Origin of the sequence: Pseudomonas tremae, from assembly GCF_001401155.1 — a bacterium.
GTDB lineage: Bacteria > Pseudomonadota > Gammaproteobacteria > Pseudomonadales > Pseudomonadaceae > Aquipseudomonas > Aquipseudomonas tremae.
On the sequence record NZ_LJRO01000252.1, the window covers coordinates 49,853 to 73,744 of the forward strand.

The window sequence follows — 23,892 nt, forward strand, 5'->3', positions numbered from 1 at the left end:
CAATGCGCGAGCCCCCGTAAGTGTCTGTGACGGGCCCGCGTTGTTAAATTAATCTTGATAGCCCATCAGTTGCTACCTATCAAATGCCTGGTTTGCTGCGATGAGATGTCAGCCAGTTAAACAGTCGGCTGAGCCACCACTTGCTACGCGCTTCACGAATCTCTTCAATATTGGCGAACGTGTAAGGCCCCGTTTTTTTCTCTTTCGCCACAAGCGCCACTAGGCCGCGTATGGGGAATCGATAATGAAACACAAGATACAGTGTCAGTGCTGTCGAAGTGAAACCGACCAAAAGGCCAGTGCTCGCGGCCCCGAAGGTTTTGAGGATAATGCAGGAAATGAGTGTGGCTACCCCAGCAATTAGCCCATGTTGTACGCTGTAGTGATTGAGCTCTGTCATTACTTTGCCATCTTGAGTCTTGAAAGGCAGCGACTCGTGATTAAAACGGCTCTTAATGATTATCAGGATCTCGATCAGGACAAGCAGAAAAGGGAGTCCGCCCCAGAGTACTGCCGCTACAGAATCTAGATGAAGCTCTTTTTTGGACGCGGTATAAACACTTCCCACGCTAATGATCGTAAACGTCAGTATTATTCCGGCATAAAATTGCGTGGCAAAAGCAGAAAATCGCTCATTCACATAAATCAGGAACAGCGTGCGCCCCAGAAATATAAAAAATGAACCCGTTGCGAGCCAGAGAAGAAGGGGGGAGCTGGATGACAGTACGAATATAAAAAAGTACAGTAGCAATGTATTGGCATAGAGCACTTTCCTGATAGAGTTGGGTTGTGTATCTACCATGAGGCTCTCCACCGTTTTAAACGTTCTGCAATGGATTTATCCCAGCCGGACTCTCCCATAAAGTACTGTGCGGCCATTCCAGCGGTTATTCCTGCAGCAATAATGATGACGAGCGGTGCGCTTGTCCCTATCACTACTGTGGCTATAAAGCCAGCGCCAAACGCGGCGAGGTTCGTGGGTTGTGTGTCGGCAGACTTATCTAAAAACTCTCCCATCGAGTTGGAGCTTTTAGCATCCATATAAGCCTGCGGTCCTACAGCCAAAGCCAGTCCTATTATGTTGCCACCGATAAGTTTTGGGACCCCTCTAGCGCCCTTTGAGTGTAACCTCGCAGAAGAGTTTAACGCCTTCGCGGTGCCTGTAGTGGGTATATGTACCGCTCGGCCAGCATTGGCGCCAAATATTCTATATTTAATGGCTTCTGCTGTAAGTGGTACCTCCAGGTGCAGCTTGCCGTTAATTCTGATAATCTTAAGTCTGCCTTTAAATTTTTTATTAACAGTACTAAAGTTTTCGGAGCCTTTGGTTTTTGCCCATTTGTTCAGGGTTTTTTGCAGTCCAGGGGGAAGATCTACTAAGTCCGAAACTTTTTTTGTCTTTAATGCCGCAGAAATTACGCCGCCCACCCCGGCAACTGTACCGGGAAGATTGCTTGTAGAAAATAACAGAGGTCCGACTACAGGGATACTTATAGCTTCTTTTTGAAGGTTCGCTAGCGCTTCGGCTGAGACCTCCGATGCGTTCTTCATGTTTGCAATAAGATCGTTCAAAAAAAGGACGGACGACTTCAGTTCTGTTTCGTTCAAACCCGACTCTGGATCCTTGAGTTCACTAATAAGGATCATGGCAGCGCTGAAATCATCAATAGCGTAATAGCCGCCAAACGTCATTAGCGCTGACGTTCGTGGAGCTGGTCGCTCGCTAGGAAAGGTCATTTGCCCTTGGCCTAGCAAGCCTGCTTGACGAGTAGGGCCGCGGTTCATGGCTGCAGTGCGCGGTAAAAGCCTCTCATCCATGGCTATCACTCCTTTGCTTTGAGATTCATTCATCAGGTGTTTGACGTCGCTCGCATCAGCAACGCTTTCAAAGTTCGTGGCCTTGATGTCAATACGCTTTCAGTACGTGTATCAAGCTTGGCTCAGATGCAGATAGCAATTATAAATCAGTAATGATGTATACAAAATGCTCTGCAAGGGTGCCCGATTTTTTTGAAACAATGAAGAGATCCGATTAAAGATTTTTGGGCTGATACCTCTATCAATCCACGATTCGAGCTGACATCAGGTTTTGCTGAAACGTCTGCTTCTGGGATCGGTGTCATTCAGGCGCTCTTGCAGCTCCTAATATTCCAGGCAGTCGTGCGCATCTGCTCGCTGAGCAAGAGCGAGCTGCACGCTCATTCTGTGTCACTCAAAGGCGGATATCCGCCACTGACGCCCCTACGTTTCCTCTATGCGGCGGAAAACCGCCACATCTCCTTTCGCTCCCCGACTACTGTTACCCTTTTAAGCCTTGCCAGGCGGGGGTCTTGATATCACTTTGATTCTATGGCACGCCTATTGCTACCCAGAGGGTAGATGCCTGCTTTGCGCAGCTCGACAAAACAAATCCCTCCAGTGCAGGAGGGTTAGCGCTTTATAGGCCCGCGTGCATCAGGTAAAGATGCCGACGGCGCCCTTGAGGAAAACTGCAATGACGACTCGTCAGCCCATCTACAAGTCCCTCTATTTTCAGGTAATCGTAGCGATTGTCATCGGTATCCTGATCGGTCACTTCTACCCGGACACCGGCAAGGCTTTAAAGCCGCTGGGTGACGGGTTCATCAAACTGATCAAGATGGTTATTGCTCCGATCATCTTCTGTACCGTTGTCAGCGGCATCGCCGGCATGCAAAGCATGAAGTCGGTTGGCAAGACCGGCGGTTATGCGCTGCTGTATTTCGAGGTTGTTTCGACCATCGCCCTGCTGATCGGCCTGATCGTGGTCAACGTGGTTCAGCCGGGTGCCGGCATGAACATCGACGTCAGCACGCTCGACGCCTCGAAGATCGCGGCTTACGTGACTGCGGGTCAGGACCAGAGCATCGTCGGCTTCATCCTCAACGTCATTCCCAACACCATCGTCGGCGCATTTGCCAATGGCGATATCCTGCAAGTCCTGATGTTCTCGGTGATCTTCGGCTTCGCCCTGCATCGCCTGGGTTCGTACGGCAAGCCGGTTCTGGACTTCATCGATCGCTTTGCCCACGTGATGTTCAACATCATCAACATGATCATGAAGCTGGCCCCGCTGGGTGCGTTCGGTGCAATGGCTTTCACCATCGGTGCCTACGGCGTTAGCTCGCTGGTGCAGTTGGGTCAGTTGATGATCTGCTTCTACATCACCTGCGTGCTGTTCGTCGTGTTTGTGCTGGGCGCAATCGCCCGCGCTCACGGCTTCAGCATCTTCAAGCTGATTCGCTATATCCGTGAAGAGCTGCTGATCGTGCTGGGTACTTCCTCGTCGGAATCTGCCCTGCCACGCATGCTGATCAAGATGGAGCGTCTGGGTGCCAAGAAATCCGTTGTGGGTCTGGTTATCCCGACTGGCTACTCGTTCAACCTGGACGGTACGTCGATCTACCTGACTATGGCTGCTGTGTTCATCGCCCAGGCGACCAACACGCACATGGACATCACTCATCAGATCACCCTGCTGCTGGTTCTGCTGCTGTCCTCTAAAGGTGCTGCCGGCGTAACCGGTAGTGGTTTCATCGTACTGGCCGCGACCCTGTCGGCTGTCGGTCACCTGCCGGTTGCCGGTCTGGCGCTGATTCTGGGCATCGACCGCTTCATGTCCGAAGCCCGCGCCTTGACCAACCTGGTCGGTAACGCTGTAGCCACCGTCGTGGTTGCCAAGTGGGTCGGCGAGCTGGACACCGATAAGCTGCAATCGGAGCTGGCTTCCGGTGGCAGTGCCATCCTGGAAACCCGCCCGGAAGACGACCTCGGCGTTGCCGAAGGCGCGACTCCTGCCCATGCAGTGAACACTACCAAGACCGTCTGATAGTTTCAGGCCATAAAAAACCCATCTTCGGATGGGTTTTTTTATGCCTGTGAGTTGTCGAGCGTTATTCCGTGCGGGTTTCGCCGCTGAATACCAACGGCTCGCGGCAACGACGGCACAGGTAGCGCCGGCCCTTGCGGATCATGCTGTGGCGCTGAGCCGAGAACGGGAAGTCGCTGTCCGGGCATGGGCAACGGTAGATGTAGCGGATCACGCTGCGGCGCTTGACGGCGTAGGTATGGCAGCGGTTGGGCGGCAGTTCATAGACGCCGCGCATGATCAGTTGCCACTCTTCACCGTGCGGCTGAATGCCGCCGCCGAACAATTGATGGGCGATCAGATGCGCGACTTCGTGCGGCACGGTCTGGCGCAGAAAGTCCTCGGCATTTTCCTTGTAAAGCTGTGGATTGAAGCGCAGCAGGTTTTCATGCAAATGCGCGACGCCAGCCTTTTGGCCGCGTAGCTGAAAACTGACCACCGGGCGTTTGAAGGTTCGCTTGAAAAACGCTTCGGCCTGCTGATAGCAGGTCTCGACGCGGGCATTGAGTTGTTCGGGCATGCTTTGGGGTTCTCCAGTGCGTCAAGTATGCCGCAATGTGGCTACGCTCTGAAAATGCCGACTGCCCGGTGGTCATTTCTGATCCGGTTCCGTTGCCAGCCTGAACCGCAGCAGCGCAGCCTGTTTAACGATGCATCGGTTATGCGTAAAATGCCTGCCTTTTCTCACGTCACCGTTAGCGGATACCTCTCATCAATGGGCACCCTTTCAGTCAATCAGAACAAACTGCAGAAGCGCCTGCGTCGGCTGGCCGGCGAGGCGGTTGCCGACTTCAACATGATCGAAGAGGGTGACAAGGTCATGGTCTGCCTGTCGGGTGGCAAGGACAGCTACACCATGCTCGACGTCTTGATGCACCTGCAGAAAGTGGCGCCGATCAGGTTCGAAATTATTGCGGTCAACATGGACCAGAAGCAGCCCGGCTTCCCCGAGCATGTATTGCCTGCCTACCTGAAGGAACTGGGTGTCGAGTACCACATCGTCGAAAAGGACACGTATTCGGTGGTCAAGGAACTGATTCCGGAAGGCAAGACCACCTGCTCGCTGTGTTCGCGGCTGCGGCGCGGCACGCTGTACACCTTCGCGGACGAGATCGGTGCTACCAAGATGGCGCTGGGGCATCATCGCGACGATATCGTCGAGACGTTTTTCCTCAACATGTTTTTCAATGGATCGCTCAAGGCCATGCCGCCCAAGCTGCGTGCGGATGACGGTCGTAACGTGGTGATTCGTCCGTTGGCGTACTGCCATGAAAAGGACATTCAGGCCTATTCCGACCTCAAGCAGTTTCCCATCATCCCGTGCAACCTTTGCGGTTCGCAGGAAAACCTGCAGCGTCAGGTGGTCAAGGACATGTTGCTGGACTGGGAGCGCAAGACGCCGGGGCGTACTGAAAGCATCTTCCGCGCCTTGCAGAACGTACAGCCGTCGCAACTGGCCGACCGCAATCTGTTCGACTTCAGCAGCCTGCGCATTGACGAGACTGCTGCATCGCGGTTCGTCAATGTGGTCAATATCTGATTTTGGTCAGTGGTTGACGGTGAAGGACAGCATCGCTGAAAGCTGGCACATCGGCCTGCCGCTTTCGGCATGCCACTGGTTGAACACGTCCTGCACGATGGCCTGATCGCGTTTGCTGGTCGGCACGCGGTCGACAATATCCTGAGCGTTCAAGGCGGCGACCACGTCCCAGGTCGGGATGAAGGTGTCTTTGCCGACCATGCGCAGAAAGCGCGGCGACGACAGGCCGCCCATCTGATTGCCGTGTTTGGCGAGGTACTGCCAAAGGCCGGTGATGTTATCGACCGGCCACTCGGCAATGAATTTTCCGAAACTGTCATGCTCTTGTTCGATGTCCAGAATCAGTTGCGCATTGCGCGGCACGCTCTTGAGCTTGCCCAGGTGGCGAATGATGCGCGCATCCTGCATCAGCCGCTCCAGATGGTCGGCCCCCATCAGCACGACTTTTTCAGGGTCGAAGCGGAAAAACACTTCCTCGAACGCCGGCCATTTGGAGTCCACCAGGCTGTGTTTCAGGCCTGCACGAAACACGCGCAGGGCCATGGTCGACAGGTAGCGGTCGGCACTGATGGCGCGCAATTGTTTTGGGGTCTTGGGGGTGGGCAGGTGGGCTTCCAGTGCTTTGGCGGAACCGAATCGATTCAGGCAATACTCGTTCAGCCATTTGTAGTCGTGCATCGGTTCTCCAAAGAATTAAACAGGCAGTTCAAGGGCTCAGACCGGCCCTTGCGCTGCAAGTTTGCGATTTAACTAAGCGCGTCAGACGACCCTGTGCCGATTCAGCTGCGCGGCGTGTCGAGTTGCAATGCCGTTTTCGCCAGGCGCTGACCGAGTGCGCGACACAGGTCGGTTTCGTGACGATCCAGCGGGCGCTTGCCATCGGCTCCGGCGTGATGGCTGGCGCCATAGGGCGTACCGCCACCGGTGGTTTCCACAAGCGCCGATTCGCTATATGGCAGGCCCATGATCAGCATGCCGTGGTGCAGCAGCGGCAGCAGCATGGACATCAGCGTGGTTTCCTGGCCGCCGTGCAGGCTGGCTGTTGAAGTGAACACGCCAGCTGGCTTGCCAACCAGAGCGCCGGTCAGCCAAAGGTTGCTGGTGCCGTCCAGAAAGTACTTCAACGGCGCGGCCATGTTACCGAAGCGGGTCGGACTGCCCAGCGCCAGGCCGGAGCAGTTTTTCAGGTCGTCGAGGGTTGCGTAGAGTGCGCCGTTTTCCGGGATCTCGGGGGCAGTTGCTTCGCAGTCGGTGGAAACAGCGGGGACGGTGCGCAGCCGTGCTTCCATGCCACCCAGCTCGATGCCGCGGGCAATCTGCCGGGCCATTTCGCTGGTGGAACCGTTGCGGCTGTAATACAGAACCAGAATATAAGGTGTGCTCATGGCAGCAGCTCCAGAATGTTCTCGGGTGGACGGCCAATTACAGCCTTGTCGCCGGCGACCAGAATCGGTCGTTCAATCAGTTTGGGATGGGCGGCCATGGCGGCAATCAGTTGCTCGTCGCTCAAGCCCGGGTCGGCCAGATTGAGTTGCTTGTAATCATCTTCACCGGAGCGCAGCAGTTGCCGGGCACCGATGCCCAGCTTGCCGAGCAGCTCGCGCAAGGTGGCGGCGTCGGGCGGGGTTTCAAGATACAGAACGACGTCCGGGGTCAGGCCGCGAGCCTGAAGCAGTTCCAGCGCGCCGCGGGATTTGCTGCAGCGCGGGTTGTGATACAGCGTCAGATCGGTCATTTGCAGGTCGCATCTTGTATGGGGTGGGGCGTATTCTACCCAGTGATGACGCTGTTCGACATATCGAATGGTCAATAGTCGTGGCTTGGGTATAAGTCATTGCAGGTTGAACAGGGCGAGGAAAGAAGCAGATGGCAAGGCGATTAACAGCAGCGGTGATACTTTTCGGCAGCTTGCTGCTCAGCGGTTGTGGCGTGGACCTGGGCACTGACCAGAACGGTCAGAAGGTTGCCAGCGAGCAGATCAAGGGGCATTGGCTGGTAGTGAACTATTGGGCCGAATGGTGTGGCCCGTGTCGGACCGAGGTTCCGCAATTCAATGCATTGTCCGAGCAGCTCAAGGACAAGAAGGTGACAGTGCTGGGCGTCAACTTCGATAACCTGCAGGGCGACGAGCTTAAAAACGCCGCGAACGCGCTGGGTATCAAGTTCACCGTACTGGCCCAAGACCCGGCCGAGCAATACAACCTGCCGCCTTCCGAAGCGCTGCCGGTGACCTACATAATCGACGACAAGGGCAAGATGCGCGAGCAACTGCTGGGTGAGCAGTCGGCCGCGACCGTGATGCAGAAGCTCAATGCGCTGCGCGGGGAAGGCTGATAAGGGCCGCTCTCTTTGGCTGAGCCCCCTCATTTACTGCGCTCAGGGGCGAAGATGCAGATTGCAATGTTCTGTGTACAAACTGACTACGTGGTGCAGCGCAGGCCTGTGACGCAGAGCGTCACGAACGGCGTGCCCACGCGGAGCTTGGGTACGATGGTCATCTAACTGACATTACAGAACCGCTGTGTGACGCAGAGCGTCACGATAATTATCTGCATGGCATGAGTACGACAAGCGTCAGCTATCTTCCAGCCAGAAGCGCAGCGGTTTGCCTTGAGCGGGCCACAGGCGCAGTTGCTCAATGGGCGAGATGTCCCAGCGTTGCACGCTGCTGATGGCTTTGATGAACCGTTGTTCCTGCTCCATCAAGGCCGGGGCGCACATCTTGCGGGTCTTGCCCACTGCGCCGAAGCTGATGGTGTGGTCGTTCAGGGTGTAAGGCGCGAACCAGTGGTTGCAGCCAGCATTGCCGTAGGCGCGGCCATCGGCACCGAGGGTCATGGTCAGACGGCTGTTATCGATCAGCGGACGTTCGCCGATCCATTCCATCACGTAGCTTTGATCCTGACGAATCGGCAGCGGGTCCGCGGTGCAACCGGTCAGCATTGCGCCACCGATCAGGCTCCAGAGTGCAAACTGTTTCATGCCGCTTTCTCCTGCTCCTGGCACTTCTTGCAGACGTGCTTCTCACCCTCGGTTTTCCAGCCCAGTTCTGCGATACGCGCGTTGGCAGCGGGTTTCTGTGCCTTGACGCCCAGCTTGCTCTCGACCATGAACTCGAAGTTCAGCTCGGCATTGCAGCGGTCGCAGTGAACCTGCCACTGGTGAATCGCCAACTCATCAAATACCGGGCCTTTGGCCACTGCAATCCACTGACCGGGCGGGTTGATCAAGTGCCGGACCTTCTCGACGGTCAGACGCATGTGCAGGCTTTTGCTGCCCTTGATGGTCACCAGCAATTGGTCGTTGTCATGGATCGAGCCGCCGTTGCCGGTCACCTGATACCGGCCGGGGGCCAATGTGCGGCATTCAGTCAGGGTGTGCTGCGGATTGAGCATGCTGTAGCGAAAATCGTGTTCGGCCATGGGTCCTCCAAAATTTCGCGCATCCTATCACGCTCCGCATCCTCGACATTGGATGCAGAACGTACGGGACGGCATTCCCTCGCTGGGGCGTGAGGAACGCCAGATGTACAGTCCTGGCTTATCGTCCCTGAGGATGAAAGGGCGGGCATTACGCCATCACCCGCGCCTCGGCCTCAAGCCGGATGATGGCTTTTTCCAGGTTATCCAGCGCATCTTCACTGCCTGAAGCGCCCTGCTTTAGAAGGGTTTCAGCGCGCTGGCAAGCGGTGCGCAGTTGCGGCACGCCACAGTAACGCGTTGCGCCGTGCAGGCGGTGCACGCGTTCGATCAGGCCTTGCACGTCCTGGCTGGCGCGGGCCATACGAATGGCTTCGCGGTCGGCGTCCAGCGAGGCCAGTAGCATGGCCAGCATGTCGGCCGCGAGATCTGCCTTGCCTGCCGCCAGACGTAAACCTTCTTCATGATCGAGCACCAGCGGCCCTACATGCACCTCAGACGCTTCATTCTGGCGTTCAGGCGCAGGGTTGCGCAGCGCCAGCCCTGTCCACTTGAGTACCACCTGGGCCAGTTGCCGCTCACTGATCGGTTTGGTCAGGTAGTCATCCATTCCGCTTTGCAGCAGCGAGCGTTTTTCATTGGCCATCGCATGAGCGGTGAGGGCCACAATCGGCAGAGAGCTTTGACTGCGTTCAGCTTCCCAGATGCGAATTGCTTCAGTCGCCTGACGCCCGTCCATGCCCGGCATCTGCACATCCATCAACACCAGGTCGAACGCTTCCATCTGCACCGCATTGACCGCTGCGTAGCCGCCCTCGACAGCGACAACCTCGGCGCCCATGTCTTCGAGCAATGTTTGCACCAGCAGCAGGTTAGCCGGATTGTCATCCACGCACAGCACGCGCGGTGCACGGCTCGACAGCGGCGGCCCGATGCCTGCGCGAACTGCGCGCGGGGCGACCAGTTCGGACAGGGCTTTTTGCAGCTTGCGGGTACAGGCGGGCTTGGCCTGCAACTGGGTATAGACATCGTGAACAGCCAGCTGGAACAGCGCATGCTCGGTGGTCGGGCACAGCACCATGACTTTGCAGTTGAGGTTTTCCAGGTCCCAGATGTGCTGGCGCAGTCGCTCCGGGGAGATTTCCAGCGCAGTCACGCCAAGCACCGCGAGGTCAATCGCCATCGGCGTCTCATGGGCCGCCGTCACCCCGTTGAGCAGGTTTTCGAGGTTGTTGAAGACGATGGTCTGCAAGCCGCAGTCTTCAAGCTGATGCTCCAGCGCCTGGCGTGCAAGGTCGTGATGTTCAAGCACTGCGGCGCGCAGCCCTCCCAAAGGAATATTGAGCGATTCCTCCTTGTCTTCCCGGGCTTTGGGCAGTTTCAGGCTGATCCAGAATTCCGAGCCTTCGCCCGGAGTGCTGTCGACACCGATTTCTCCGCCCATCTGTTCTATCAGACGCTTGGATATCACCAGCCCCAGACCTGTGCCACCGGGCTGGCGGGACAGCGAGTTGTCTGCCTGACTGAAGGCCTGGAACAGCGCCCGCACGTCCTGACTGGACAGACCGATGCCGGTGTCCTGCACGCTGATGCGCAGTTGTGCGTGTTCTTCGGTCTCGTCTTCCAGCATGGCGCGGGCGACGATAGTGCCTTCGCGGGTGAATTTGATCGCGTTGCTGACCAGGTTGGTCAGAATCTGCCGCAGGCGCAACGGGTCGCCGGACAGCGCCAGCGGTGTGTCGCGGTAGACCAGGCTGACCAGCTCCAGCTGTTTGGCGTGGGCCGCCGGGGCGAGGATGGTCAGGGTGTCCTGTAACAGGTCACGCAGGTTGAACGGGATATTGTCGAGCACCAGTTTGCCGGCCTCGATCTTCGAGAAGTCGAGGATCTCGTTGATGATGCTCAGCAGGTTGTCGGCGGACTTCTCGATGGTCGCCAGGTAATCGAACTGGCGCGGGGTCAGCTCGCTTTTCTGCAGCAGGTGGGTGAAGCCCAGAATGCCATTGAGCGGCGTACGGATCTCGTGGCTCATGTTGGCCAGAAATTCGGACTTGATCCGGCTGGCTTCAAGCGCTTCCTTGCGTGCAAGGTCCAGTTCGATGTTCTGGATCTCGATGGTTTCCAGGTTTTGCCTGACATCTTCAGTGGCCTGATCGATGCTGAGCTGCAGTTCTTCCTGCGCGTTCTGCAACGTGGCCGCCATGCGATTGATGCCTGACGCCAGTTCGTCCAGCTCGCGACTGCCCAGTGGCGGCAGGCGGGTTTCGAGGTTGCCGTCCTTGAGCTGCGACACCGCCTGCTTGATCTGACTCAGCGGGCCGTTGATGGTGCGGCTCATGCGTACGGCCAGCGTCGCGGTGAAGGCCAGCCCGGTCAGAATCAGCAACAGGCTGGCGAACAGGCTTCGATAGCCGCGCAGCAGAGTGCCGTTGTGAGATATCTCCAGCTCTACCCAGCCCAGCAGCGTGTCGGCTTCGGCGGGGATGATCGGGCTGGTCAGGTGCCGTTGATGGCCGAACACCGGCAACAGGTAGCGCGTGGCGTCGTTGCCGGTGGAGCTGAGCAGTTGCGAGCTATTGCCGATCGGCACGGGGCTGATCATCGTCGGGCCGGCGTGCGCCAAGGGCGTGCGGTTGACGTCGAGGAATGAAACGGCGCGCACGTCGGTCTGCTCGAGCGTCTGCGACGCGATGCGGCTCAACAGCACTTTATCCTTGCGGCCTAACGCGTTGGCCGAGAGGGGCGCCAGATCCTGGGCGACCATTTCACCGCGTTGCAGCAGCTGGCTTTGCAGCTCATTCAGCTGCATCCAGGTGAAATAGCTGCCGAGCATCGCGGCCATCAGGCTGGCAGGCAGAATGGTCAGAAGCAGCACACGGCCTTTTATACCCAGCTTGGTCAGCACGCTTTTTCTCCAGCAACAGGTATCAATCCGTCGATATCAGGCATCGGCTGCCTGTCTGTATCGGCACAAGGGGTCGAGTTTAGCCATTTAAAGGAGGAGTGGGCAGCTTCGTCGGCCTGACAAGGTGTTATTTCTCGCAAAAACCACAGCATGCGGAGTTCTCAGAAATGAGGCGTTATGCCTTTTGGGAATAACGACCGCACTTTGCGTGATATGGGCTTTGAGCGTTTGCCGTTATGATAGGCGCCCCCGCAGACTGGACCGCGAATACGCCATGACCCTGCAGTATCCAACCATTGCCGATTGCGTCGGCAACACTCCGCTCGTGCGTATGCAACGCATGGCCGGTCATACCAGCAATACCATCCTGTTGAAACTGGAAGGTAATAACCCTGCTGGTTCGGTAAAAGACCGCCCGGCACTGTCGATGATCACCCGTGCCGAGCTGCGCGGCCAGATCCATCCGGGGGACACGCTGATCGAAGCCACTTCCGGTAATACAGGAATCGCCCTGGCCATGGCCGCTGCGATCAAGGGCTATCGCATGGTCCTGATCATGCCGGACAATTCCAGTGCCGAGCGCAAGGCCGCGATGACCGCTTATGGCGCCGAGCTGATTCTGGTCAGCAAGGAAGACGGCATGGAAGGCGCTCGTGATCTGGCGGACCGCATGCAGGCTGAAGGTCGCGGCAAAGTGCTCGATCAGTTCGCCAATGGCGACAACCCTGAGGCGCATTACACGTCCACCGGTCCGGAAATCTGGCGGCAGACCGCTGGTACCGTCACGCATTTTGTCAGCTCGATGGGCACCACTGGCACCATCATGGGCACCTCGCGCTACCTCAAGGAACAGAATCCCGATGTGCAGATCGTCGGTTTGCAACCGATGGAAGGTGCATCCATCCCCGGCATTCGTCGCTGGCCGACCGAATACCTGCCAAAAATCTATCAGTCGGACCGTGTCGATCGCATCATCGATATGGGGCAGGTAGAGGCCGAAGAAGCCATGCGTCGGCTGGCGCGCGAAGAGGGGATCTTCTGCGGGGTGTCCTCCGGTGGTTCGGTGGCGGGGGCGCTGCGTATCGCCCGCGAAGTCGAAAACGCCACGATCGTGGCAATCATCTGTGACCGAGGCGACCGCTACCTGTCGACCGGTATCTACGACACGCCCAACTGATGGCCAAGCATGAAAGAGGCCTGCGCTTCCAGCCCACCGGCGGCGTCAAGAGCGTGCAGGTGCCTGCCGGTAAAAAGCAGCGTCTGACTATCGAACGCCTGTCTGATGACGGGCGCGGCATAGCGTTTGTGGATGGCAGGACCTGGTTCGTTGCGGGCAGCCTGGCAGGCGAAGAGGTTGAGGCGCGGGTGCTCAATGCTCGCGGCAAGATTGTCGAAGCGCGCACCGAGCGCGTGTTTGTTGCCAGCGACCTGCGTCGCGCCCCCGCCTGTGATTATTTCGGGCGTTGCGGCGGGTGCAGCGTCCAGCATGTGCCCCATGACGAACAACTTGCCCTGAAACAGCGCATGCTCGCCGAGCAACTGCTGCGCGTGGCCAATATTGCCCCGGATGAATGGGCAGCGCCTTTGAGCGGGTCTGAACTGGCCTATCGCCGAAGGGCGCGGGTCGCGGTTCGCTGGGACGCCAAGGCGAAACGTCTGGACGTAGGTTTTCGCGCGGCGGCCAGCCAGGACATCGTCAGCATCGATGAATGTCCGGTGCTGGTACAGGCCTTGCAACCGATCATGCGTCAGTTGCCATCCATGCTGAAAAGTTTCAGCAAGCCTCAGGTGCTGGGGCATGTCGAGCTGTTCAGCGGTTCTTCGACTGCCTTGCTGTTGCGTCACACTGCGCCTTTGGCGGACGTTGATCTTGCAGCGTTGCATGCATTCTGTTCAGCGCAGGGTGCGCAGCTGTGGTTGCACGGCGACGGCGAACCGCAACCGGCCAGCCCCGGCGACACGCTGGGTTACCGGCTTGAACCGTGGAACCTGCAGCTGGCATGGCGTCCGGGGGATTTCATTCAGGTCAATGCGGCGGTCAATACCGCAATGATCGAGCAAGCCCTGCAGTGGTTGGCCCCTGCGGCTGATGAGCGTGTCATGGATCTGTTCTGCGGCCTGGGCAACTTCGCCTTGCCGCTGGCCGGTCTGGCGAAAGAAGTGGTGGCGGTCGAAGGCGTAGCGACTATGGTCGAACGTGCAGCTGTCAACGCAATGAGTAATGATCTGCACAATGTGCAGTTTTTTCAGGCGGATCTTTCCCAGCCGCTGACACACGCCGACTGGGCGGCGGAGGGGTTTTCTGCGGTACTCTTGGACCCACCGCGTGACGGGGCGTTTGAAGTGGTACGCCAGATCAGCAAGACGGGTGCCCGGCGACTGCTTTATGTTTCATGCAACCCGGCAACTTTGGCTCGTGACACGGTCGAACTGATCCGTCAGGGCTACCGATTAAAACGTGCCGGAATCCTCGATATGTTTCCACAGACGGCGCATGTCGAGGCGATGGCTTTATTTGAAATGAGACAGTGAGCAGCCTTCATTGGATAGAGTCCAGCTGCCGACAGGGAATCTCATTTAATCCGACTGGCCCGCGAATGCCGGTTCTTGCTTGCCCGGCAAGTGGCATTCGCTCAGAAGGCTGGCGACTGATGGCGCTATTCATCGCGCCTTAGGGAAGGTAAGCAACATGGTACAGGTGAGAGCGAACCAGCCGATAAACACAGACGGCAGTATCAATCTCGACGCATGGCTCGATCATATTGTCAGCGTCGACCTGGTCCTGGACCGGGAAGTCATGAAACAGGCCTGTGAATTTGCCCGGCAAGCCGAGCAGAACGACAAGGTCCACAAGAATCACTGGGCAGAAGGCACCTCCAGTTTCCAGACCGGTCTGGAAATCGCGGAGATCCTCGCTGACCTCAAGCTGGATCAGGATTCGCTGGTCGCTGCGGTCATATACCGTGGCGTGCGCGAAGGGGTCATTCCGTTGCCGGAAGTCGAGCAGCGCTTTGGCTCCACCGTTGCCAAACTGATCGACGGCGTGCTGCGCATGGCCGCGATCAGCGCCAGCCTTAGCCCCCGGCAGTCGCTGGTGCTGGGCAGTCAGGCGCAGGTCGAAAACCTGCGCAAGATGCTCGTCGCGATGGTCGACGACGTGCGCGTCGCGTTGATCAAACTGGCCGAGCGCACCTGTGCGATTCGGGCGGTGAAGAACGCCGACGACGAAAAGCGCAACCGGGTGGCCCGCGAGGTGTTCGACATCTACGCGCCGCTGGCGCATCGTCTGGGCATCGGTCACATCAAGTGGGAGCTGGAAGACCTGTCTTTCCGCTACCTCGAGCCCGACCAGTACAAGCAGATCGCCAAGCTGCTGCACGAGCGCCGGCTGGACCGCGAGCGCTTCATCAGCGAAGTCATGTCCGAGCTCGACAACGAGCTGCAAGCGACCGGCGTGACGGCCGACATCAGCGGTCGGGCGAAACACATCTATTCCATCTGGCGCAAAATGCAGCGCAAGGGCCTGGCGTTCAGCCAGATCTACGACGTGCGTGCCTTGCGCGTGCTGGTCCCGGAAATGCGCGACTGCTACACCGCGCTGGGGATTGTGCATACGCTGTGGCGGCATATTCCGAAGGAGTTCGACGATTACATCGCCAACCCCAAGGAAAATGGCTATCGCTCGCTGCACACCGCGGTCATCGGCCCGGAAGGCAAGGTGCTGGAGGTGCAGATCCGCACCCACGCCATGCACGAAGAAGCCGAGCTGGGCGTCTGCGCGCACTGGCGCTACAAGGGCACCGACGTTAAATCCGGGTCCAATCACTACGAAGAGAAGATTTCCTGGCTGCGTCAGGTGCTCGAGTGGCATGAAGAGCTGGGTGATATCGGTGGCCTGGCAGACCAGCTGCGGGTCGATATCGAACCGGACCGGGTCTATGTCTTCACGCCTGACGGGCACGCCATCGACCTGCCCAAGGGGGCGACGCCGCTGGACTTCGCCTATCGGGTTCACACCGAGATCGGCCATAACTGTCGGGGCGCGAAGATCAACGGGCGGATCGTGCCGCTCAACTACAGCTTGCAGACCGGTGAGCAGGTCGAGATCATTACCAGCAAACACGGCACACCAAGCCGCGACTGGCTGAACTCCAACTTGGGCTACATCACCACCTCCAGGGCGCGGGCCAAGATCGTTCACTGGTTCAAGCTGCAGGCTCGTGATCAGAACGTCGCTGCTGGCAGGACCCTGATCGAGCGCGAGCTGGCGCGGCTGGCGCTGCCGCAGGTCGACTTCGACAAGCTGGCGGACAAGGCCAATCACAAGACTGCCGATGACATGTTCGCGGCCTTGGGCGCAGGCGATCTGCGTCTGGCACAGCTGGTCAATCTGGCTCAGCAACAGGTCGAGCCGGACCGCATAAACGAACAACTGGAACTGATCACGCGCAAGGCCACGGGCTACAAGCCTGGCAAGCGCGGCGATATTCAGATTCAAGGCGTCGGCAACCTGATGACGCAGATGGCGGGCTGCTGTCAGCCGCTGCCAGGCGACGCGATTGTCGGTTACATCACTCAGGGCCGCGGCGTCAGCATCCACCGCCAGGATTGCGCTTCGGTGCTGCAACTGGGCGGCCGCGAACCCGAGCGGATCATCCAGGTCAGCTGGGGGCCGGTGCCGGTGCTTACCTACCCTGTGGACATCATCATCCGCGCTTACGACCGCTCCGGGCTGCTGCGCGATGTCACTCAGGTGCTGCTCAACGAGCGCATCAATGTGCTGGCGGTCAACACCCGCTCGAACAAGGAAGACAACACTGCGCTCATGTCCCTGACCATCGAGATTCCGGGTCTGGACGCGCTGGGGCGGCTGTTGGGGCGGATTTCCCAGTTGCCGAACATCATTGAAACACGCAGAAACAGGACGCCATAAGCGTCGGCTGCGCGCACAGGGAGCCCCATGTATACAGTTCAAGACCTGCTTCATCTCATGACTCGGCTGCGTGACCCGCAGTTCGGCTGCCCGTGGGACTTGAAGCAGACGTACGCCAGCATCGTGCCGCATACGCTGGAAGAAGCCTATGAAGTGGCCGACGCCATCGAACAGGGTGATCTTGCTCATTTGCAGGGCGAGTTGGGCGACCTGTTGTTTCAGGTAGTCTTTTACGCGCAACTGGCCAAGGAAGAGGGGCGCTTCGAGTTCGAGGGTGTGGTGGACGGCATTACCCGTAAATTGCTACGTCGTCATCCACATGTGTTTCCAACTGGCGAGCTATATGCGCCACCAGAAACACCGCGCCTGAGCGACGAACAGGTCAACCGGCGCTGGGATGAGATCAAGGCCGAGGAGCGTGCCGAGAAATCCGGCGTGCCCGAGCAGCTGTCATTGCTCGATGACGTGCCAGGGGCCTTGCCGGCGCTGAGTCGGGCGGCCAAACTGCAGAAGCGTGCCGCACAGGTCGGCTTCGACTGGCCTGCAGCCTTGCCGGTGGTCGACAAGGTGCGCGAAGAACTCGATGAAATTCTTGAAGCCATGGTCGACAATGACGCCGAGGGCATCGCTGAAGAAGTCGGCGATTTGCTGTTCAGTGTCGTCAATCTGGCCCGGCATCTGAAAGTTGATCCCGAAACTGCGTTACGCTCGGCCAATAACAAGTTCGACAGACGCTTTCGATTCATTGAACAGGCATTGCGTCACCTCCAGCGTCCTATCGAAGAGTGCTCGCTCGAAGACATGGATGCGTTGTGGGGCGAAGCCAAACGTCAGGAAAAGAGCACGCCCGGCTGCGGCTGAGCGTGCGGTAACGGCATAAGTGAGTAGACAATGAGCCTTTCCCTTCGCGACCAGTTGCTCAAGGCAGGTCTGGTCAACCAAAAGCAGGCCAAGCAGGCCGGCAAAGAAAAGCAGAAAGAGCAGCGGCTGGTACACAAGGGGCAGGCTCAGGCCGACGACTCGCAAAAACGTGCGGCTCAGGAAGCCCAGGCTGAAAAAACCAAACGTGATCAGGAGCTCAATCGCCAGCAGCAGGAGAAGGTCGAGCAGAAGGCCCGTGCGGCTCAGGTCAAACAACTGATCGAGGTTTCACGCATTCCGAAGCTGATCACCGAGGATTACTACAACTTCGTCGACGACAAGAAGGTCAAGCGGATCTCGGTCAACGCCTTGGTACGCAACAAGCTCAGCAGCGGTTCGCTGGCGATTGTTCACCACGGTGGCGGTTACGAGATCATTCCGCGTGAGGCAGCTCTGAAGATCCAGGAGCGCGACCCGCGCCGCATCGTATTGCTCAATACGCCTACTGAAGCGCCGGATGCTGATGATCCGTATGCGGCGTATCAGGTGCCTGACGATCTTATGTGGTAACCCACTGACTTTGTGAGCGTAAAAATGGCAAAACCCGCATTCAGCGGGTTTTGTCGTTTCTTGTTCTGAGAAAGTGCTTAGTGATTACCCTGGCTTTCCAGTGCTTCCAGCTCTTCCTTGTAGCGAAGGGCATCGGACTCTATGTGGAACATTCCGACCAGTTGGTCCTGTTGATGCACGTCCCAGATCTGGATGCCGTCGGCAACGGCTTCGTGGGAGAGATGGGCGTCGTCGCGTTCAGTCACTCTGACAGTCATAGTAATAAGCTCCTGACGTTGATGGCCTTGATGGTCAGGCCTCTGGATACTGCGGCCATGTGTCGCAGGACTCTTTTATAGAAGTTGTTAGCTGCCTAAGTAAATAGCCTGTTCAGGTTCCCCAGTGATCAGAAAGTAATCGCTGCCCTGCAGCCCTTGCATGACGAGGCTTACGGCGGATTGGTGGGAAAATGAAGGATGTTTCATGTGCTTCGAGCGCGGTGTTGGCTTGGCCGAATACGCGTGGATACGCCGTCCTAGACGCTTTACTTGCTGAGCGACATGGCGCGCAGGTGTGACGCGGAGCTTCACGACAGGCATTCCCATGCTGGAGCGTGAACGATGATCCCGACTATCGTGCCCATGCTCCGCGTGGGCATGCCGTTCTGGACGCTCTGCGTCCGGTCTTGAGTGGGCGGCAGCCAATAAAAAGCCCCGCTGAAAAGCGGGGCTCTGTGGTGCGGGCGGTCAGGGCGATCAGCTGCCTTTGACGGCCTTGCCGTTGACGGTGCCATCGAGCAGTACGATGTTGTATTCCTTGCCGTCGGTTTCAACCTGTTGCAGACGAACCAGCAGGTAGTCCCAGTCCTTGGCGAACCACAGCACGGTGGTGCGCTTGCTTTGTGTCGGGTCACGCACGCGTTCTACCTTGATCGCGTCGACCTGGCCGGTTTTGGTGGTGACCTTTTCCGAGCCCAGTACGCGGAAGTCATAAGTGTCCACTTCGTCACCATCGACGACCTGGTAGCTCATGCTCTTCTTGCCCTCGGCGATGTCATGTTGCAATGCCAGCTGATAGGTGGACTTGTCGAGAATGCCACGATTGAGCGGCAGCTTGATCGCTTCGCCGCGGTCGGTGCCGGTGACGAATTTGGTGTTCCAGTCGAAGGCCAGATCGACCTTCTTGGATTTGCCCAGGCCACTGCGCTCGAAACTGTAGGTCTGTGGCAGCAGGGTGTCCTTGTCGACCTTCAGGGTACTGACTTCAGTCAGGCTGGCGATCATCATCGAAGCCTTGAAGCTCAGGGTCCAAGTGCCATTGGCACCGGCTTCCAGGCTGCGTTCGGCAGTGCCGCTCATCGGCAGCTGCTTCCAGTCGGCGGTGTAGCTGGCGGAGAAGGGTTGAAGGTCTGCGGCCTGTACGGCAGGCAATGCGAGCAGGGCGAAAGCGAAGAGCAGAGCGCGACGCATAATATCTCCTAATGTCGAATCAGATGGCCGCTGGCCGGGAGTAACTGGTTATCCAGTAATGCGCCTTGTTCACCAAGGGTCAATCGGCCTTCGGCAAACCAGCGAATAGCCAGTGGGTAAATACAGTGCTCTTGAGCATGAACCCGTTGCGCGAGCGCCACTGGCGTGTCGTCCGAATGTACCGAAATAACTGCCTGTACGACCAGCGGGCCGCCATCGAGTTCCTCAGTGACAAAATGCACGCTGCAGCCATGCTCGGCGTCGCCGGCCTCCAGCACGCGCTTGTGCGTGTGCAGACCTTTGTAACGCGGCAACAGGGAAGGGTGGATATTGAGCAGACGCCCCTGATAGTGACGAACGAAGCCCGCACTGAGTATGCGCATGAAACCGGCCAATATCACCAGATGTGGCTGGAAAGTGTCGATCAGTTGCATCAGCGCCGCGTCGAAGGCCTCGCGACCTTCGTAGGCGGTGTGGTCCAGAACGCAGGCTTCGATGCCCGCGTCTCTGGCCCGCTGCAGCCCGAATGCGTCGGCACGGTTGGAAATCACCGCGCGAATGCGGACCGGGCTGGCCTCATCCTTGAAACTGTCGATCATCGCTTGCAGGTTGCCGCCGGTGCCGGAAAGCAGCACCACGACATCACAGATGGCCGGCATCAATGCGCCTTGAGGTTTTTCAGCTCGACCTGTGCTGCGCCGTCGGCCGCAGTGGCGATCTGGCCGATCACCCAAGGCTGCTCGCCGGCTTCACGCAGAACGTTCAGAGCAGTTTCAACGTGCTCCTGAGCGACGCAGATGACCATGCCCACGCCGCAGTTCAGTACGCGGTGCATTTCGTTCTCGTCGACGTTGCCTTGCTGCTGCAACCAGTCGAACACAGCCGGGCGCTGCCAGCTCGCCACATCGACCACCGCCTGAGCGCCTTCCGGCAGTACGCGGGGGATGTTGTCGAGCAGGCCGCCACCGGTGATGTGTGCCATGGCCTTGACCGCGCCGGTTTCCTTGATCAGCTTGAGCAACGGCTTGACGTAGATGCGGGTTGGCGCCATCAGCAGTTCGGTCAGCGGCTTGCCGTCGAGCTGGATGTTTTCGATGTCGGCACCGGCGACTTCGATGATCTTGCGGATCAGCGAGTAGCCGTTGGAGTGCGGACCGGACGAGGGCAATGCGAGGAGGGCGTCACCGGCGGCGACTTTCGAGCCATCGATGATTTCGGCCTTTTCCACGACGCCGACGCAGAAACCTGCCAGGTCGTAGTCTTCGCCTTCGTACATGCCAGGCATTTCAGCGGTCTCGCCGCCCACCAGCGAGCAGCCTGCCAGTTCACAGCCCGCGCCGATGCCGGTCACGACCTGGGTGGCGGTTTCGACATTGAGCTTGCCGGTAGCGTAGTAATCGAGGAAGAACAGCGGCTCGGCGCCACACACCACAAGGTCATTGACGCACATGGCGACCAGGTCGATGCCGATGCTGTCATGCTTGTTCAGGTTCAGGGCAAGGCGCAGCTTGGTGCCCACGCCGTCGGTGCCGGAAACCAGAACCGGCTGCTTGTAGCCCGCCGGGATTTCGCAGAGAGCGCCGAAACCTCCCAGGCCGCCCATGACTTCCGGACGCTTGGTACGCTTGGCGACGCTTTTGATGCGTTCGACCAATGCTTCACCGGCGTCGATGTCTACACCGGCGTCTTTATAGCTCAGGGAAGGTTGCTTGCTCATAGAAAATCCAGGCCTTTAGGGGGGATTCGGAGGTATCGACCGCTGCGTTGGGACCCGTTCAGCACCGCGCTGTGATGCGATGTTAAGGTTGGGCCTCGGCGATTGCCGGTCTGCGAAGGCGCGCGATTTTATCAGGCTTGCTCCCCAGGGGCCATCCTTGCGCCGACAACAGGGACCGTGTTGCACTAAATAAACCTGTTCTGGCCGGTACGATCAGTGCGAGTGCAGGCGTTTAAGGTGTACTTTAGGCCGAATTTGAATGACCGGTGGCTCACTGCTGTCCCAAGCTGTGTATCTCCTGAAGCTGCTTCTTTTTACTTTTTTCCGTTCGGGAACTGTCCATGCGTTTTTCCAGAATCCTTCTTGTCGGCTGTCTGTCCCTGATCAGCCTTCCCAGCCTTGCCGAAACGGTAAGCAATCTTTATCAGGTGCGTGAAGCAGTCAATGGTCAGTCGCCAGACGAGCGCAGCCGTGCCACTCAGGCCGCCGTCGATACATTGGTACTGCGCCTGACCGGAGACGCCAAGGCCGTGCAGGGCTCTGCCATCGCTGCACTGCGCAAAGACCCACAGCAAATCATCAGCCAATACGGCTATGAAGCCGGGCCGCCGGAAACCCTGCTGGTGGATTTCGATCCGGCAACCACCGAGCGCGCCTTGCGTGACGCCGGGCTGTCGATCTGGGGCAGCAACCGCCCGTCGATTCTCGGCTGGTGGCTGAATGACTCGGTCGAGGGCGCCAATCTGGTCGGCGACGGCCAGGCTGCTGCCGAGCCATTGCGCCGAGCTGCGCAACACCGTGGTCTGCCCTTGCGTCTGCCGCTGGCTGACCTGAGCGAGCAAGGTATCGGCGACGCCAAAACCCTTGAAGCGACTGACCCGGCACCGCTCAAGGAAGCGTCCGAACGCTATGGCGCCGATGCGATTCTTGCGGTGCATGCCAAGGAAGAAGGCGGGCAGTGGCAGGGTAAGTGGCGCTTGTGGCTGGGTGATCAGCGCGAACAGGGCACGGCCTCCGGCGCAACCTCCGAAGCTTTGGCCGATGCGGTGCTGTTGTCCGTGAGCGAGCGTCTGGCCCCGCGTTTCGTCGCCAAGCCCGGCGCGTCTACCGGCATGCTGATGCAGGTTCAGGGCATGACCCTGGAGCGTTATGCACAACTGCTTCAGTTACTCGAACCCTTCGGCGTGCGTCTGAGTTCTGTAGAGGGTGATCGGGTGGTGTTTGAAGTCAGTGGCAGCGCCGATCAGCTACGCTCGCAGATGTCACTGGCCAAGCTGCAGGAAGTGCCGGCCAGTGAGGTCGCTGCTGCGCCTGCGGACGCTACGACACCTGCCGCTCCTGCTGCTCCTGCCGCACCAGCTGCTGGCGCAGCTTCAGTATCGGCTCCTGCACAGGCGCCGATGATTGTTCCGGCCTCGGCGCCACAACTGTACTTCCGCTGGTAACCCGGCAAGAACGCTTTTCCATTGGCTTGAGGGATGTTGATGACTGATACGCGGCGTTGGTTCTGGATCGGCGGGCTGGCTTTGCTGGTCGCATTCGTGGTGCTGCTGCACACGATCCTCACTCCTTTTCTGGTGGCGTTGCTGCTGGCCTACATGGGCGATCCGCTGGTAGACCGTCTGGAGCGCGCGGGGCTGTCCAGAACCTTGAGTGTGGTGGTCGTATTCGGCCTCTTCACTCTGGTGCTGATGACCTTGCTGCTGGTGCTTGTGCCGATGCTGGCCAAGCAGCTGTTTCGTCTGTACGAACTGGCACCGCAGATTCTCGACTGGTTGCAGCACTCGGCCATGCCGTGGGTACAGGCCAAATTCGGGCTTGCAGACGGTTTCTGGAAATTCGACAAGATCAAGGCTGCCATCTCCGAGCACATGGGGCAGGCCGGGGACATCGTCTCCATTGTCCTGTCTCAGGCCACCGCGTCCAGCCTCGCCCTGATCGGCTGGCTGACCAATCTGGTGCTGATCCCGGTGGTCTGCTTCTACCTGCTGCGTGACTGGGACATCATGACCGGCAAGATCCGCGGTCTGCTGCCGCGTCAGCGTGAAGGTCAGATCGTCAAGCTCGCGGGCGAGTGCCATGAAGTGCTGGGTGCCTTCATTCGCGGCCAGTTGCTGGTCATGGTCGGGTTGGGGGTTATCTATGCGGCCGGGCTGATGCTGGTTGGCCTGGAGCTGGGGCTGTTGATCGGTGTCATTGCAGGTCTGGCAGCCATCGTGCCTTACATGGGCTTTGTGATCGGTATCGGCGCGGCGCTGATTGCCGGGTTGTTCCAGTTCGGCGGCGACCTGTACCCGATGATGGGCATCGTCGCGGTGTTCATGATAGGTCAGGCCCTTGAGGGCATGGTCCTGACGCCGTTGTTGGTGGGGGATCGTATCGGCCTGCACCCGGTCGCGGTGATTTTCGCGATTCTGGCTGGTGGTGAACTGTTCGGCTTCACCGGCATTCTGCTGGCCTTGCCGGTTGCGGCAGTGATCATGGTGCTGGTGCGCCACATGCACGACGTTTATAAAGACTCGGAAATCTACGCAGGCGCGGAAGACCCGGAGCTTTGACCCTTAAGCCGGCCTCTTCGCCCTGTTGCGAAGAGGCCGGCCAAAATGGCGCATG

23 protein-coding genes are annotated in these 23,892 nt (G+C 58.5%); 10 read left to right on the forward strand and 13 right to left on the reverse strand.

What is annotated here, in order from left to right; genetic code table 11:
* Positions 1 to 79: 79 nt before the first annotated feature.
* Positions 80 to 802 carry a hypothetical protein gene (locus tag ALO43_RS15880; RefSeq protein ID WP_005889645.1) on the reverse strand — a complete coding sequence of 241 codons (723 nt, stop codon included), beginning with the start codon at positions 800 to 802 and terminating at the stop codon, positions 80 to 82.
* Entirely contained in the window at positions 796 to 1,818 is a 1,023-nt protein-coding gene (locus ALO43_RS15885; protein WP_005889647.1) for a hypothetical protein, read from the reverse strand. Before ALO43_RS15885 ends, ALO43_RS15880 begins: the two co-directional genes overlap by 7 nt.
* Before the next feature lie 676 nt (positions 1,819 to 2,494).
* Here ALO43_RS15885 and ALO43_RS15890 point away from each other — a divergent pair.
* Entirely contained in the window at positions 2,495 to 3,847 is a 1,353-nt protein-coding gene (locus ALO43_RS15890; RefSeq protein WP_005889649.1) for a dicarboxylate/amino acid:cation symporter, read from the forward strand.
* 64 nt (positions 3,848 to 3,911) lie between these two features.
* Here the strand turns inward: ALO43_RS15890 and ALO43_RS15895 are convergent, their stop codons facing one another.
* The gene (locus ALO43_RS15895; protein ID WP_024669912.1) at positions 3,912 to 4,406 is read right to left on the reverse strand and encodes a SprT family zinc-dependent metalloprotease; all 495 of its coding nucleotides are present in this window, start codon (positions 4,404 to 4,406) and stop codon (positions 3,912 to 3,914) included.
* Between the two features lie 195 nt (positions 4,407 to 4,601).
* Here ALO43_RS15895 and ttcA point away from each other — a divergent pair, with 195 nt between their 5' ends.
* Positions 4,602 to 5,426, forward strand: a complete 825-nt coding sequence (gene ttcA, locus ALO43_RS15900) for a tRNA 2-thiocytidine(32) synthetase TtcA (protein WP_054997784.1) — start codon at positions 4,602 to 4,604, stop codon at positions 5,424 to 5,426.
* A 6-nt stretch (positions 5,427 to 5,432) separates the two neighbouring features.
* Here ttcA and ALO43_RS15905 read toward each other — a convergent pair whose 3' ends face one another.
* The 3 genes from ALO43_RS15905 to arsC all read right to left on the reverse strand — a co-directional run bounded on the left by ALO43_RS15905 (position 5,433) and on the right by arsC (position 7,161).
* On the reverse strand, positions 5,433 to 6,104 hold the full coding sequence (locus ALO43_RS15905; protein WP_005889655.1) for a DNA-3-methyladenine glycosylase I: 672 nt from the start codon (positions 6,102 to 6,104) through the stop codon (positions 5,433 to 5,435).
* Positions 6,105 to 6,205: 101 nt separating this feature from the next.
* The gene (wrbA, locus tag ALO43_RS15910; protein ID WP_005889657.1) at positions 6,206 to 6,811 is read right to left on the reverse strand and encodes an NAD(P)H:quinone oxidoreductase; all 606 of its coding nucleotides are present in this window, start codon (positions 6,809 to 6,811) and stop codon (positions 6,206 to 6,208) included.
* On the reverse strand, positions 6,808 to 7,161 hold the full coding sequence (arsC, locus tag ALO43_RS15915; protein ID WP_005889659.1) for an arsenate reductase (glutaredoxin): 354 nt from the start codon (positions 7,159 to 7,161) through the stop codon (positions 6,808 to 6,810). Before arsC ends, wrbA begins: the two co-directional genes overlap by 4 nt.
* 131 nt (positions 7,162 to 7,292) lie before the next feature.
* Here arsC and ALO43_RS15920 point away from each other — a divergent pair, with 131 nt between their 5' ends.
* Positions 7,293 to 7,760, forward strand: a complete 468-nt coding sequence (locus ALO43_RS15920) for a TlpA disulfide reductase family protein (RefSeq protein ID WP_005889660.1) — start codon at positions 7,293 to 7,295, stop codon at positions 7,758 to 7,760.
* A gap of 240 nt (positions 7,761 to 8,000) precedes the next feature.
* On the opposite strand, the gene ALO43_RS15925 is transcribed toward ALO43_RS15920, so the two are convergent.
* The 3 genes from ALO43_RS15925 to ALO43_RS15935 all read right to left on the reverse strand — a co-directional run bounded on the left by ALO43_RS15925 (position 8,001) and on the right by ALO43_RS15935 (position 11,750).
* The gene (locus tag ALO43_RS15925) at positions 8,001 to 8,408 is read right to left on the reverse strand and encodes an META domain-containing protein (protein WP_005889661.1); all 408 of its coding nucleotides are present in this window, start codon (positions 8,406 to 8,408) and stop codon (positions 8,001 to 8,003) included.
* Complete coding sequence (locus tag ALO43_RS15930) at positions 8,405 to 8,848, reverse strand: hypothetical protein (protein ID WP_005889662.1); 444 nt, start codon at positions 8,846 to 8,848, stop codon at positions 8,405 to 8,407. The genes ALO43_RS15925 and ALO43_RS15930 overlap by 4 nt, the downstream gene beginning before the upstream one ends.
* Before the next feature lie 148 nt (positions 8,849 to 8,996).
* Positions 8,997 to 11,750, reverse strand: a complete 2,754-nt coding sequence (locus tag ALO43_RS15935) for a response regulator (protein ID WP_054997785.1) — start codon at positions 11,748 to 11,750, stop codon at positions 8,997 to 8,999.
* A gap of 274 nt (positions 11,751 to 12,024) precedes the next feature.
* Between ALO43_RS15935 and cysM the strand changes: the two genes are divergently transcribed.
* The 5 genes from cysM to ALO43_RS15960 all read left to right on the forward strand — a co-directional run bounded on the left by cysM (position 12,025) and on the right by ALO43_RS15960 (position 18,114).
* Positions 12,025 to 12,927, forward strand: coding sequence for a cysteine synthase CysM (gene cysM, locus ALO43_RS15940; RefSeq protein WP_005889664.1), 903 nt, complete (start codon positions 12,025 to 12,027; stop codon positions 12,925 to 12,927).
* Positions 12,927 to 14,282 carry a 23S rRNA (uracil(1939)-C(5))-methyltransferase RlmD gene (gene rlmD / locus ALO43_RS15945; protein WP_054997786.1) on the forward strand — a complete coding sequence of 452 codons (1,356 nt, stop codon included), beginning with the start codon at positions 12,927 to 12,929 and terminating at the stop codon, positions 14,280 to 14,282. Before cysM ends, rlmD begins: the two co-directional genes overlap by 1 nt.
* Positions 14,283 to 14,439: 157 nt before the next feature.
* A complete protein-coding gene (relA, locus tag ALO43_RS15950; protein WP_024669909.1) occupies positions 14,440 to 16,683 on the forward strand; it encodes a GTP diphosphokinase in 2,244 nt (747 codons plus the stop codon).
* 27 nt (positions 16,684 to 16,710) lie between these two features.
* Complete coding sequence (gene mazG / locus ALO43_RS15955) at positions 16,711 to 17,544, forward strand: nucleoside triphosphate pyrophosphohydrolase (protein ID WP_005889670.1); 834 nt, start codon at positions 16,711 to 16,713, stop codon at positions 17,542 to 17,544.
* Between the two features lie 30 nt (positions 17,545 to 17,574).
* On the forward strand, positions 17,575 to 18,114 hold the full coding sequence (locus ALO43_RS15960) for a DUF2058 domain-containing protein (RefSeq protein ID WP_005889672.1): 540 nt from the start codon (positions 17,575 to 17,577) through the stop codon (positions 18,112 to 18,114).
* 77 nt (positions 18,115 to 18,191) lie between these two features.
* Here the strand turns inward: ALO43_RS15960 and ALO43_RS15965 are convergent, their stop codons facing one another.
* The 4 genes from ALO43_RS15965 to purM form a co-directional block, all read right to left on the reverse strand.
* Positions 18,192 to 18,371 (reverse strand): hypothetical protein, encoded by a 180-nt coding sequence (locus tag ALO43_RS15965; protein WP_003381582.1) that lies wholly within the window; start codon positions 18,369 to 18,371, stop codon positions 18,192 to 18,194.
* A gap of 477 nt (positions 18,372 to 18,848) precedes the next feature.
* The gene (locus ALO43_RS15970) at positions 18,849 to 19,562 is read right to left on the reverse strand and encodes a DUF3108 domain-containing protein (RefSeq protein WP_005889674.1); all 714 of its coding nucleotides are present in this window, start codon (positions 19,560 to 19,562) and stop codon (positions 18,849 to 18,851) included.
* A gap of 8 nt (positions 19,563 to 19,570) precedes the next feature.
* Positions 19,571 to 20,221, reverse strand: a complete 651-nt coding sequence (purN, locus tag ALO43_RS15975) for a phosphoribosylglycinamide formyltransferase (protein WP_053480494.1) — start codon at positions 20,219 to 20,221, stop codon at positions 19,571 to 19,573.
* Positions 20,221 to 21,279: a phosphoribosylformylglycinamidine cyclo-ligase gene (gene purM / locus ALO43_RS15980; protein WP_005889678.1), complete on the reverse strand. Its 1,059-nt coding sequence runs from the start codon at positions 21,277 to 21,279 to the stop codon at positions 20,221 to 20,223. Before purM ends, purN begins: the two co-directional genes overlap by 1 nt.
* A gap of 341 nt (positions 21,280 to 21,620) precedes the next feature.
* Here purM and ALO43_RS15985 point away from each other — a divergent pair, with 341 nt between their 5' ends.
* Positions 21,621 to 22,724, forward strand: coding sequence for a DUF2066 domain-containing protein (locus ALO43_RS15985; RefSeq protein WP_024690087.1), 1,104 nt, complete (start codon positions 21,621 to 21,623; stop codon positions 22,722 to 22,724).
* Between the two features lie 39 nt (positions 22,725 to 22,763).
* Positions 22,764 to 23,837, forward strand: a complete 1,074-nt coding sequence (locus tag ALO43_RS15990) for an AI-2E family transporter (protein WP_024646798.1) — start codon at positions 22,764 to 22,766, stop codon at positions 23,835 to 23,837.
* Positions 23,838 to 23,892 lie beyond the last annotated feature (55 nt).